The sequence below is a fragment of the Trichocoleus sp. ST-U1 genome (assembly GCF_039961835.1).
Classification (GTDB): Bacteria; Cyanobacteriota; Cyanobacteriia; order Cyanobacteriales; family FACHB-T130; genus FACHB-T130.
The window spans coordinates 15468-27732 of the sequence record NZ_JAMPJZ010000001.1; the positions used below are offsets into that span (position 1 = coordinate 15468).

The following is a 12265-nucleotide window of genomic DNA, read 5'->3' on the forward strand; positions in this document are numbered from 1 at the left end:
TCACGCCATCTCCTTTTCTAAGTAATCAACAATCCGTTGATTAACTTCTTGAAATAGCTTCCGGCTTTTCTTCATCTCCCGTTTGCTGCTGAGAAAGTCCAGAAAACTGGCATGATAGATGGTGTAGCAGAGTTCTCCCTGAATTTCCTGCCGCCGCAAATACTCCACCCATTCATCCAAAACCGATTCCACCTCATATTCATCTCGATCGGCGATCGCGGCAATCATCTTCCCTGGAATCGGTGTGCCAATCTCCACTAAAATAAACAAAGCGATCGCCTTAATTTCATTCGGTGCCGCATCCATATTCATCCGCACCCAATGAGTTTGATAATAGTCCTGAAGACCGTCTGGTAATTGCTTTAAACTCAGATCGTCATAGAAACCGCGCGTAATTCCTGGTAAGACATAGCGCAGATACATGAAATTGTTTTCGCTTTTTGCCGCTACCTGCTCGACAAACTCTTCCTGATAAATATTGCGGTCTTGAATCCACTTTTTCAGCCCATCTTTATAGTCTGGATCGCAATTGAGAGACAAGCGAATATACTCTTTGATATCATTATGACTATAATCAACATATTCCTCTGCCCTTAAATCCAACTCCTGCACCGGAACTCCCGGCGATACAGTTAATCGTTTTTTCTCTTGGTTATAAGGTCGTCTAGTCAGCAGGAAATAAACCCGCTCTGGCAGCTCCTTCGGTAAATATAAAAGATTTTCTGCGCCCGATTCTTGCTCCACCTCATCCAGCGCATCAACCACAATTACAAGGCTTTCCCCAGAGGGAAGTTTTGGCACGACTTTGGAGACTAAAGTCGGCAGATCCGCATCTCCCGCATCCTGCAACTGGTAACGATTAATCAGTTGTTGGCGAATACTTTTGAGAAACAGTTCCGGTCGATTGCGGCGCTCTGCAAGAATGTTGAAATAGCAGGGAGAATGGTAATCATGAACGTACTTGGCAGCGATCGCGCTTTTCCCCATCCCCGCATCTCCCACCACCGTAAAGTAACCTTTAGGATTTCGTTGAAGGAATTCTTTAAAGGCTTCAAAAACGAATTTCCGCCCACAAAATGCCTTAATCTTTTCTTCGATCAGTGGCTCAAACTCTGATGGTAGCTGCTGCTGACGATACCACTCTTTCGGATCGACAATATCCGTTGGTTCAATCTTCAAAACCTTGGCAATTTCTTTGATTTTCGATTTTTTAACCCCATTTGGGCAAGTTCTCGTACCTAGCAACTGTTTGACCGTTTCAAGCGAAACATTGGCTTTTTGCGCTAGTTTCTCTTGAGTCAGGTTTGCTTCTTGATACGCCTGTTCAAGTTTGACTTTGCCTTCTGCGCTCGATTGAACTCTATCAGAATCAGATGGAAGCATAGGAGATTTTTAGTTGCGATCCCGAAAACTCATGAGCTTAGGTTTTTGCACTTAAATGCAATATGTCAGGTATAGCTAATTTTTTATTTTGCTGTCTAGGGCAGATAGGTTTTTCAGCTTTGCCCTATCTGCCCCAAAATTTAGGGCAAATAATCAATACAAACTAAATCTATCTGCCCTGGAAGTCACTTTTTATTCCTAGTAGGATACCAGTATCAAGTTCCAACAATCAAATCTTCGAGGAGAGTAACAAATGAATTTCAACTTCTTCAGAAAATCTCTACTCAATCATCAGCCAAGTTTTAAAGACGATTATAGCGATATCAAAGAAGAGATTATTCGAGAATTTTTGCGTGAAGTTCGTCAAAGCTATAACCTTGCTCTTACCGTAACTGCTGCATCTGCCCTAATCACTGTGTCTGGTGTTGGATTGCTTTACTTAGACAAAGTACCAGAAGCCTCCATTACCACGGGCGCAGGAGTTCTTGCAAGTCTTCGCAGCGTTCAATTTGCAAAAGATGCAAAGGAGGAACTTCGTCAAATGCTCACTAAGTTCCCAAAATAAAACTTACTCTGCGGCTTAGGCAACAGCATAGCTGCATTACAGGTGTGGTTGTAGCGCGTGGTGCAGGTGCATAGTGAAGAATTCCATCACGCTCTACCCCTACCTTTGGATATTCGCTCTTGCTACCAGCAGCTTCCAACTGAATGCGCTTATTCTGGCAGGGAGTTAGACCGTAAACAGCTTCCTGATTTGCAATTAGAGTGTAGTCAAGCTGAACCACGTTAACAACACGTCACTAGCGATCGCTTATCAAAGTCGCTTCTGTCGTTTCGCCATCTTCGCGAAAGGCAGAAAACAATGGGGACACTCGCCTTGCACCCACAAAGCTGGAATTGGAAACGGAGTCTCGCAGTTAGTGCATTTTGCTAACAAACGCAACTGATGGCGATCGCACCCCCATCGATCCTTAAACTGCCACTCAAGCCGATGATAGGGTTTCTCGGCATAACAAGCCCCACACAACAGAATCGGTCTTGGCTTCATCGTTACACCTTTTGGCGGCAGCATTTCAGCGAGTCGGGTTGCATCCACTCGAATTAGCTTCCCTAATGCTGCCAATTCTCCACACGAGGGAAACGGGTTGAAATATAGTTTTTCCCATCTCCCCAAAATTGCACCAAGCCCAGCTAGTTTTCCCAATGAATGAGCCGAGGGAAGGCTATTAGCCTTGAACCGTCGAAAGCGCCCTAAATAATGACTAATGCTCTCACCTTCTTTCGGCTCAACATAACCTAATCTTGGTAAACTTTCATCCACTTCCTGCATTCGAGTCTTGTGCCAAATAAAGTTTCAGGACTGCTAGCTAGCAACAACCGAGCAATCACTCACTGTCATTTGTCATTTGTTGGTGGAAGGGGAACATATCTCATGCCATATCGATTGGCAATTTTTTCCAAAATTCCTTCATCAACCTTGAGAAAACCTTTTTTGAGTGAGTGTAAAACCGCCTTAGTCAAAATCTTGATTAACACTCCTATACGAGCTTCTGTGCTGGTCGCTAAAATTTCAAACAACGTTCCTTCCGTTAAACAAGATGCTTCCGGTAGGGCAAGAATATCAAGCTCGATAGTCCGTAAGGTTTTTCTAAAGTCTTCTTCATCGAGTCGTTCAAAGGCGAATAGCGTTGGAAAACAAGTCAGTAAGTCGAAGGCATGCAATTTGCTATCTAGCTCCTGTCCTCCAACTAGGATAATCGGAACCCCAGATTCATCAAAAAGCTGCTTGAGATCGAGCAGGGCTTCCCGTTGAAGATTGTCGGCATTGTCAACGATAACTAGCTCAATGCCAAATAGTTCAAGGCTACCTGCCAATCTAGGACGCAAATCTTCCCGCTTACCATTTGCTGCTGCATGATTAATGTCCTTAAGGATTTGCGTAAATAATCGTTTGGAACTTGATTCTGTCCATGCTCTGACATAAGAAACTTGTTTGCGAGCTTCTTGTCGATAGTGGATTGATGCACGGCTTTTACCAACATCCCTAGACCCGATAACACGACCACATTGTTTAAGGAACCGCAGTTCATCCAACCATCTGAAGCATTCTGAAGCGCGATCGGTCGGGATAAAAGCCGTTCTGAATAGCTCCTCTATTTCAGCCACCTTGGCAAGTTGAGCTGTCAAATCTAACCGAGGAGCCAGAACTTCAACAGGTGTCTGAGTTGCAAGTTGCGATCGCGCCATAATCACCAGATCCTTTTCGATTTACTTTGACGATTAGAAATTACCAGCCGATGCCTCTCCTGCTCTTGAGCATCAGATGTAGAGGGTAACGTTTCTTCAGGTTGTGGTTCGGGTTGTTGAGGCTTTATTTGTTCCCTGGAAATCCGTTCTGGCAAAACCTCAAGCGGCTCATCTTTCTTGGAAGAGGTTGAAGCCCTACGCTGACGTAAGTTGACGACCTTTGAATCTTTCTTAGAAGCTTGCCGTAACTGTTTCTGTTCAGATCGTTGCCTGTCCTTCTTGTCTTGTTTGCGTTCCTCAACAAGTTTCTTCCGTTTGCCTAGCGCTAGAAGAGCATCATAATTAGAATGATTTCTACGAGCTTTGCTTCGCTCTTTGTTCAGCCTTTTTAACTCATCCAAACTTAAATCCTGAGTATTCATGTTTATGGCATGAGCATATCCCAGGAAATCTCCCAGCTTGTCATCCGTTTCCTGGCTGTAGACAAACAACGTCAGGATATGGTCAGGATCGTATCGCAATGTGACATATTTACCGCCATATTGCCTGAGCGATTCTCCTCGATAGGTCAGATTCTCAAACTGGACAGAGCCATGAGCTTGAACAACTCGTTGAGTCTCTTTCATTAGACAAATATCCAGTTCTCGCTCGTCTGGCGGTTCAGGTAATTTTCCACCCATTCCTTTAAACCATCTCTCAAACCTTGTATCGCGAGGGTCTTTGGGATATGGGTCGTGGTTATAGTCATCGCAGAAGAACTGAGCGAGGATTTTATCCAAATCGTGAATAGTCAAGCAGGCTTCCTTTTCTGCCTGCTCCGGGCGCTCCTGAACATTTGAACCTGTGTAACCGAGGAGTCCCTTAAGAACCTCAGTATTGATGGTTTTGAAAACTCGTTCTACAATTCCGCCTTGAGGTGGGCGATCGCGTAGTTCGCACTGGAAACCTAGCTTCTTTCCAATAGCTTTTAGGTGCTTTGAGCGAAAATCCTTCCCTCCGTCAGTGAAAAAATATTGGAGTGGAGAGCCACATATTTGCCAAGGTTTTTCCAGCTCGTATGTCGAGGGATAGTGCTTGGGTAAGATGGCATGTCTTAAAGCCAGAGCTACTTCATCAGAACCCGGTTGTTTTCTCCATAAGTGATAACCAATAACACAGCTTGAGAACGTATCTACGACAGTAGTTAACCAGGGGCGATCGGGTAATAACACGCCATCACTACCGACAATCCGAATATCCAACTTTGTATGATCGCATTGGACAATTTGGTTGCTAAACTCAGCCTTTAAGAGTTTCCCATCTCTTGTCTGGACTGCTAACCAAGACCCTGAACCCGGATTGCGAACGCGCTTTTTCCGGTTTTGATGCTCGATTAACGGTTGCAAAAATCGATAGATAGTAGCTGGATGGGGATAGTCACCCACTTCAAGCCCAAGATCGACGATGGCGTGTCGCTTCACTTCACGAACGACTTCTGCTGGAGATAGGGGGTGTTTATCCTTAAGACTTTTCTCATAAGTTGCCTTCACAAATTCTTGCCAATATTCACTGATGCGATGCTTCCCTTTATCCGCTCGCTGAACCCCTGTTGTTTCTGGTAGCTCATCTTTGATGTATTGCTTGAGGAGGCGCTCTACCTGCCGAGTAGAAACATCTAGAGTATTTGCGATCGCCTGCTTCCTCTGAGACTTAATCGTGCGATTCGGAGACTCAGCAAGCCATTGAATGAGATTAAATTTTAATTTGTGTTTATCAGCAGTTTCTAGAAGAATTTGTGAGGGATCGACTTCAAAATTAATCTCACTGAGGCAGAGAGTGTCTAAATCTTGTTTCAGTTCTTCTGTAAGCTCAGATGGGTCGTCTAGCATTGAGGAGAAGAGCATCTATGCTGAATGACAGAACAAATGTACCATTACTTTTGAAGAATAGCAAGACAATGCGACACTCAATTTGCGATGTCACCAAAGCAAAAGAAGCGACGATTTATTTGCGAATTAAGATTTACGACATGGAATGTGCGAAATTGACAAAGTTGTCGCTCTTGAAATTGGAAACCTTGAAAGCTATGCAGCGAATGCTTTCAATGGTTTAAAGCCTCTATGGAAGCAATTCGCAAATTGCGACATTTAATTCGCGAACGTACAGACACATTATTTGACACTAATAACAAATTAGTGTCACTTTTAACGAACTACAGAGGTAAAGGCGATCGCATTTGAGCCGACAAGCGCACCCAAAAAAAACACCTTGGTAGCTGATAACCCTCTCGGTTAGGCAAAACGCCCCTACAATCGGCTACCAAAGGATTATTCACGCGGCGCTTACCTTGGGTAACGCTCCACGATTCCCAAAACAGGCTTTACTTCCGATTCGGCAACCTTCGGAACTAAAAAGCCCCCTGCATAAATCTGGGGATTCATTGCTGCGATTTGGGTATAAGATTGGCGAACCTGAGCATTCACTGCAACAGTTTTGACATCATACATTTGCATACCCATATTTGGGTATACGCCAAGACCGATAATCAACACTAGAAAGCAAGCAGCAATAAACACTTCACGCGGTCTGGCATCGATAAATGCTGCATCGATAGGCAAGCTACAGTTTGTACCAAAGCAAACCGGCTCCTGATTTCCCTGGTTCTGCAAATCTGCATCCATAATGTCGCAGGTAGGTGCAATGTCGCAGGTAGGTACTTCACCAGAATTGTAAAACACCTGTCGCAGCATCGATAGCAGATAAATCGGCGTCAGGATAACACCCACGGCGGCTAGAAAGACGGTCACGGTGCGGAAAGTTGAGCTGTAGATATCGCTTGTCGTGACACCGACAAACACCGATAGTTCGCTAGCAAAGCCGCTCATTCCTGGTAGAGCCACTGATGCCATCACACCCATTGTAAACAGGGCAAACACAGTGGGCATTGCCTGAGCAATCCCGCCCATTTCTTTCATCGACATCGTGTGAGTGCGATCGTAAGTTACTCCGGCTAAAAAGAATAGTAATGATGCAATTAAACCGTGAGAAATCATTTGCAGCATTGCGCCGTTGATTCCCAAGTCGGTGAAGGACGCAATCCCCAACAGAACAAATCCCATGTGAGAAACCGACGAATAGGCGAGGCGACGCTTCATATTCGTCTGGGCAAAGGAGTTAAAGGCTCCGTAGATAATATTGACAACGCCCAGAATCGCTAAAACAGGTGCAAAGTAAACGTGTGCATCAGGCAGAAGTCCTAAATTGAGGCGAATCAACCCGTATCCGCCCATCTTTAGCAATACGCCTGCGAGTACCATTGATACGGGAGAGGATGCCTCGCCGTGTGCATCCGGTAGCCAGGTGTGCAGGGGGAAAACAGCTAATTTGACACCAAAGGCAACAAGCAATCCTGCATAAAGCAGCAGTTCTAAAGCCAGCGGGTAATCTTTTAAGCCGAGTTCGACCATATCAAAGGTTAGATTGTCGCCGTAGAATGCCATTGCCAAACCAGCAACCAGAATAAAGATGGAAGCGGCGGCGGTATATAGTAAGAACTTCATCGCGGCGTACTGACGCTTCTGACCACCCCAAATCGAGACGAGTAGGTAGACGGGAATTAGTTCGACTTCCCACATAATGAACAGCAGCAGCACGTCTTGGGCGACGAATACCCCTACCTGTGCGGAATACAGCACCAGCATCAGGAAATAGAAGAGGTGGGGTTTGAGATTGACTTGCCACGCCGCAAACATGGAGAGTGTCGTCACTAATCCTGCCAGAAGCACCAGCGGGGCTGAAACTCCATCGATGGAAACTGCCCAGTTCAAGCCTAAATGAGGCACCCAGGAATATTTCTCTACAAGCTGAAAAGTCGCGCTGCTTGGATCGTAATGCTTCCAAAAGACGTAGCACATCAATATAAAGTCTGCGATCCCCACGCCGAGTGCATACCAGCGCACTCGCGTGCCGTCTTTATCCGGCAGAAAAGGGATCAGCAGTGCAGCAACGAGTGGGAACAGGACAATCGCGCTAAGCCAAGGAAATTGATCCTCAATCATGGCAGTAGGAAAAAATACTTATTTCTGTATGTGATTATCTTATTAAACTTTGTAAACACTTAGTCATAAATCTTTCTTGCAGATCACTATAGACGGATCTCTAGGTACAGGCTGAGCGGCTTGAGCCTATGGTATAGGATGGCAGCAGATTCAACGCGATCGCTCTTTTCTCGTGGAGTCTAACTGGGAAGATGCGATCGCCTTCGCCCCATCTTAAACACACAAACTACTGCTCTCGTCAAGTGTTTTGTGGCTTCTCCAAGAGCGCGTTGTAAGCGATTCGTGCGATCGCAAGCGCTGGTTAGCTGAGAATGGAGTGAGTTATAACCTTTAAGAATGGGTGAGAAGTGGGAGCGATCGCTAGCTAAAAAGATACTGAATGCATACTAAATGAGAGTATAGTCTCTATTAATGTCTATCTATAGATAGATACATCAGAAATTTTTAGTAATGGCAGAATGGCGTGAGTACTTTTACCAGTATTTTGAAGTTTGTCGGAAAGAACGTTGCCGCAGGTGCAGCGAGTAAGATTGGCGGAGATGCAATGGGTTTCGTTCTCGATAAAATTTTTGGATCAGAGGAAGATCCAGTTATTTCAGCTATTCAAAAATTGGGAAAGCAACTTGATGCAATTCAAGGAACTTTGTCAGTTATGGATGGCGAACTTCACGCAATCTCAAGTGAATTGCAAAAAGTTGTACAAAATCAACTTTACATGGAGTGGTCAACGGTAGATATTCAAATCCAAAAGTGCATAGTACAAATTCAAACACAATATCAACGTTACATTGACTACGCGCAGAATCCAGAAGTTACAACAAAAGAAGAAGTCGATCAACTCATCTCTGAGATTTTGAATACTGACAACGGGGCAGAGGTTAGTCTGGCAACTATTAACAACTTTGTTGTAGGTTCAGAGCAAGCTAAGGGATGCTTGGAGCTTTGGGCAAATATGGTCGCTCCAATGCTCATGAAGAAAGAGTCTCCTTATTTATCATACAAGCTTGCTGTAGAGCAGTATATTAATTACTACAGCCGAATCCTTGTTGCACAATTAAATGCAGCACATCTACTTGTCGAAGCATTTAACAAACAGGGCAACCATCCGCAAGCAGTCATTGAGCGCGACAACTATAGGAAATTAATATCTAGTCAAGAGGCTCAATTCATTTGCAATTTGGATGTTCTTGTTGCAAGCTTTATTAGCTCTCCAGGTGGAATTATGTTGTTCGATAGTGACCCTGGCTGCTACTGTGCATACGATGTGATTGATTGCCTCCAAAGTTATTTCGCTGGCGCAGGGTATGATTGGAGCCACTACCGCCCGTCCCTACAGCATTATGTGGCAGAGGAAATTCTTGCAGCTGCTCATGCAATGGATGAAGATGAACGACGTATTGTTGTTTATATGATCTACCCGCCGCTAACACCCTACCCCCAAGTGAAGAATATCCGACTAGATAATGTAGAAGTTCAACTTGTTGATGCTGCCGAACCTGATGGGGCAGGCATTCCTGCATCCCATGTTCAATCAATCACAGTGTCTAGTGAGGATAAGCTGCCTGGAAAACGTTTTATCAAACGGTTTATATATGAAAAAATCCAGGATGGTGCTTATCGGCTAAAAAATCAAAATGGGCAGAATGGACTGTTGGATGTAGCTACAAATTTATTACGTCACAGCGAGGACTTGCCTATTCTCCAGTTTCAACATCCAAAGTTCCTGAACTATGTCCTGACAGTTGACCCGGAGAAGCAGTTTGATTTTATGGAGTTTGTAGCTTACAGGTATGGAAGGGCATCGCTATCAATGTCCGATAAGGCTGATGACCTTCTGGCAGGCCGTTGGGTGTAATCATTACTCATCATGGTTGAACCCCTATTGGCAAGGGCAGAACTCAACGCATAAAGTGAACCAACAGTGCGATCGCGCTTGCGAAGATGAGGAAAAGCGATCGCACAACAAAAAGGTGTCTGAGTTATGAATATAGAAGAGATTGCTCGGATTGCCCGACAAGCGATCGCAACTTACCTATAAACACCGATAAATAAAAGGTTGATGTTATGATATAGCGCAAATTTTCAAAAAAGGTATTTCAGAATAAATGGTCTTGCTACTTGATAGAGCAGAGCCAGGATAAACGGGATAACGATCGGGAGAGCCACGATCAATCCCCATTTGCCAAACCGAAGCTCTTGGTTCTCGGATTTGAGGAGTGCAATCACTGCTGCGCCTCCCATGAGTATCCAAATACAACCAAAGATAATGAAGAGAGTATATGCTGAGTCTTGCATTTTTTTCTCTACTAGCGAGAGTAGTCTAGTTTTAGGTTAGCTTGACCTATTTGTGCAGTTAACTTCCTTTAGTTGGGTTATTCTGATTGACTAAGGTTGATTATCATCATTTAGCCGACAGCGCCCCTGCGTTTCGCACTCAATGCGCTTCTGGCGATCGCTAACAATCGTGGCTAAATTGGGTCGTCCAGTGAGTGCAAGACGCCAATCAGCCCAAATTTCATACAGCATATCCGCAATAGAACCGATAATCGGCAATTTAGTCACCGCATAGATCCACCCCATCCCCAGAATCTCATAGACGCGGCGGAAGACTTCCACATTCTTGACGACCGTGCCATCAGGAAGCACGGCATGAATTCGCCCCATCGCCGTTTCAAAATCAACACCGCCATGCGCTTCTGGGGTATAGCGATCGCCTGCGATGTCCACAAACGCCACCAAACCTCGACCCGCATCCCGTCTCCTCAAAAAATTGACTTCTCGCACGCACAAGGGACATTCACCGTCATACAGCAACTCTATTTGCCATGATGGTGAAGAAGACTGAGGTGGAGTAGAGGCTTCAAGCGATTCGGGGAACGGAGTCTTAGAAGAGGACATAGGTGGTTCTCATTTAACGGATTCCTCACATGAGGAGAACAAGCACACCTTAATATTGTAAAGAAACTTAAAGATATGAGCTTTCTTCTGGGATGTGCAGTTTGGGGTTATAAAGGCTGGATAGGCGACCTTTTTCCGCCTGGAAGCCGTTCTAAAGATTTTCTGCGCTTATACAGTCAGCGTTTCACTGCCGTTGAAGGCAATACGACTTTCTATGCTGTACCCGACGCCGATACTGTAGCGCGTTGGGCACAAGAAACACCAGCAGGTTTTAAATTCTGCCTAAAGTTGCCTCGGACTGTGACGCACAATGGCTTGCTACAACCGTCGATTCCAGGGGCATTAAAGTTTTTAGAACAGATGCAAGGTTTAGGCGTTGGTGCAGCATCTCCTGAGGAGAGTCGCCTTGGCCCCATTTTTGCCCAATTACCGCCTAACTATCCCCCGGCATATTTGGATGACTTAACCGCTTTTTTGGAAGCATGGCCTCGCAATGAAGCGCCTTTAGCGCTGGAAGTTCGTCATTCCGACTGGTTCAAAGAACCTCACAGTAGCCATCTGACGGCGCTTTTGCAGCAGTTGGGTGTGGGACGGGTACTGCTGGATACTCGCCCTGTTTACACGGCATCGGCAAAGCCTCAAGAGTATCCAGAATCGCGAAAACCCAACGTGCCTGTGCAACCAATTGTCAACGCTTCCTTTAGCGTAATCCGGTTTATCAGCCATCCAGATCAGTCAGTAAATCAGCCTTTTATGGAAGAGTGGGTGAGTTTGCTAGATGGGTGGTTGCGTCAGGGGACAAAGATTTACTTCTTTGTGCATTGTCCTTTAGAAGAGCGATCGCCCGGAAATGCCCGTCACTTTCAGCAGTTGCTGGAACAACATAACGCACCCGTTCCACCCCTTCCCTGGAATGGGATTGAAGTGCCGCCTACCCAGTTAAGTCTGTTTTGAAAGAATTATATCTACCGATTCCTCGGTCTAACGATTGGAACTTGTTTAGGAGGAACAATGGTTACATCTGTCGAACGAACCCTAGAAGCAGTGACCTTCTGGTAAAATAACCCTGCTGATTGCGGAGTCGGAAATGGGCCAACTTGGATGCCATCGACTCGATTATTCGTGTCTCTCCAGTAACAAGAGCGAACTTGGATACTTGGGTATTCTCTAGTTATTCGTTGCAGAACAGTTCGATTAGAGTTTTTAACCCTAACTAACCATTTTCCGGCAAAAGAAGGACAGTTTGTTGCATTTGCTTGAGCGCTAGCAAAGCGGTGTTGGTCTAAGCACAGTGTTTGGATGCCAGAAAACGAAAAACCCAGGACGATGGCTAGAGTGAATTTGGCGCGATTGTTCATAAAAGATGAATTTACCCTCTAGAAGTTAAAGAACGGCGAAAGATATCTTTGGCAATCAAATACATACTGGAAACGGTTAGTAGAATTTGACCAAACTGTAAAATTGGATCGAGTCGCCATCCCTGAAAAAACAGAATCAACCCGCACAGTAAATAAACTGAAGCCAGAACACTATCTTGAATTAGATTTTCAACTCGAAAAGGTCTGCGAAGCAATATTCCTAAAGATATAAGGAATAGGCCAAACAGTGTCAGTACAATCCCAAGAATGCTGGCTGAGTTGATACCGAAGTTAACCATACTGAATTTTTCAACAATAAATTTTCACGACTATTGTTCTTAT

The 12265-nt window shown here is 44.9% G+C and carries 11 protein-coding genes; 3 read left to right on the forward strand and 8 right to left on the reverse strand.

The window, feature by feature from the left end; translation table 11 throughout:
- Entirely contained in the window at positions 1-1383 is a 1383-nt protein-coding gene (locus NDA06_RS00065; protein ID WP_190985267.1) for an NACHT domain-containing protein, read from the reverse strand.
- A gap of 253 nt (positions 1384-1636) precedes the next feature.
- Between NDA06_RS00065 and NDA06_RS00070 the strand changes: the two genes are divergently transcribed.
- Positions 1637-1948: a hypothetical protein gene (locus NDA06_RS00070; RefSeq protein WP_190985268.1), complete on the forward strand. Its 312-nt coding sequence runs from the start codon at positions 1637-1639 to the stop codon at positions 1946-1948.
- On the opposite strand, the gene NDA06_RS00075 is transcribed toward NDA06_RS00070, so the two are convergent.
- The 5 genes from NDA06_RS00075 to NDA06_RS00095 form a co-directional block, all read right to left on the reverse strand.
- Positions 1932-2168, reverse strand: coding sequence for a hypothetical protein (locus NDA06_RS00075; RefSeq protein WP_190985269.1), 237 nt, complete (start codon positions 2166-2168; stop codon positions 1932-1934). The genes NDA06_RS00070 and NDA06_RS00075 overlap by 17 nt on opposite strands.
- 29 nt (positions 2169-2197) lie before the next feature.
- A complete protein-coding gene (locus tag NDA06_RS00080; RefSeq protein WP_190985270.1) occupies positions 2198-2713 on the reverse strand; it encodes a TniQ family protein in 516 nt (171 codons plus the stop codon).
- 65 nt (positions 2714-2778) lie between these two features.
- Positions 2779-3630 (reverse strand): ATP-binding protein, encoded by an 852-nt coding sequence (locus NDA06_RS00085; protein WP_190985271.1) that lies wholly within the window; start codon positions 3628-3630, stop codon positions 2779-2781.
- Positions 3631-3632: 2 nt separating this feature from the next.
- On the reverse strand, positions 3633-5513 hold the full coding sequence (locus tag NDA06_RS00090; RefSeq protein ID WP_206755345.1) for a Mu transposase C-terminal domain-containing protein: 1881 nt from the start codon (positions 5511-5513) through the stop codon (positions 3633-3635).
- A gap of 438 nt (positions 5514-5951) precedes the next feature.
- Positions 5952-7667 (reverse strand): NAD(P)H-quinone oxidoreductase subunit 4, encoded by a 1716-nt coding sequence (locus NDA06_RS00095; protein WP_190434421.1) that lies wholly within the window; start codon positions 7665-7667, stop codon positions 5952-5954.
- A gap of 463 nt (positions 7668-8130) precedes the next feature.
- Between NDA06_RS00095 and NDA06_RS00100 the strand changes: the two genes are divergently transcribed.
- The gene (locus NDA06_RS00100) at positions 8131-9522 is read left to right on the forward strand and encodes a hypothetical protein (RefSeq protein ID WP_190985273.1); all 1392 of its coding nucleotides are present in this window, start codon (positions 8131-8133) and stop codon (positions 9520-9522) included.
- A gap of 530 nt (positions 9523-10052) precedes the next feature.
- Here NDA06_RS00100 and NDA06_RS00105 read toward each other — a convergent pair.
- Positions 10053-10565, reverse strand: a complete 513-nt coding sequence (locus tag NDA06_RS00105) for a DUF393 domain-containing protein (RefSeq protein WP_190985274.1) — start codon at positions 10563-10565, stop codon at positions 10053-10055.
- Between the two features lie 75 nt (positions 10566-10640).
- On the opposite strand from NDA06_RS00105, the gene NDA06_RS00110 reads away from it, so the two are divergent.
- A complete protein-coding gene (locus NDA06_RS00110) occupies positions 10641-11519 on the forward strand; it encodes a DUF72 domain-containing protein (RefSeq protein WP_348251664.1) in 879 nt (292 codons plus the stop codon).
- A gap of 415 nt (positions 11520-11934) precedes the next feature.
- Here NDA06_RS00110 and NDA06_RS00115 read toward each other — a convergent pair whose 3' ends face one another.
- Positions 11935-12222 (reverse strand): Ycf66 family protein, encoded by a 288-nt coding sequence (locus NDA06_RS00115; protein ID WP_190415816.1) that lies wholly within the window; start codon positions 12220-12222, stop codon positions 11935-11937.
- Positions 12223-12265: the final 43 nt, after the last annotated feature.

What these genes read in the sequence shown, in the direction of transcription:
- NDA06_RS00065 (WP_190985267.1), bottom strand. Translation starts at nt 1,383, where the DNA reads ATGCTTCCATCTGATTCTGATAGAGTTCAATCGAGCGCAGAAGGCAAA.
- NDA06_RS00070 (WP_190985268.1), top strand. Translation starts at nt 1,637, where the DNA reads ATGAATTTCAACTTCTTCAGAAAATCTCTACTCAATCATCAGCCAAGT.
- NDA06_RS00080 (WP_190985270.1), bottom strand. Translation starts at nt 2,713, where the DNA reads ATGCAGGAAGTGGATGAAAGTTTACCAAGATTAGGTTATGTTGAGCCG.
- NDA06_RS00085 (WP_190985271.1), bottom strand. Translation starts at nt 3,630, where the DNA reads ATGGCGCGATCGCAACTTGCAACTCAGACACCTGTTGAAGTTCTGGCT.
- NDA06_RS00090 (WP_206755345.1), bottom strand. Translation starts at nt 5,513, where the DNA reads ATGCTCTTCTCCTCAATGCTAGACGACCCATCTGAGCTTACAGAAGAA.
- NDA06_RS00095 (WP_190434421.1), bottom strand. Translation starts at nt 7,667, where the DNA reads ATGATTGAGGATCAATTTCCTTGGCTTAGCGCGATTGTCCTGTTCCCA.
- NDA06_RS00105 (WP_190985274.1), bottom strand. Translation starts at nt 10,565, where the DNA reads ATGTCCTCTTCTAAGACTCCGTTCCCCGAATCGCTTGAAGCCTCTACT.
- NDA06_RS00110 (WP_348251664.1), top strand. Translation starts at nt 10,641, where the DNA reads ATGAGCTTTCTTCTGGGATGTGCAGTTTGGGGTTATAAAGGCTGGATA.
- NDA06_RS00115 (WP_190415816.1), bottom strand. Translation starts at nt 12,222, where the DNA reads ATGGTTAACTTCGGTATCAACTCAGCCAGCATTCTTGGGATTGTACTG.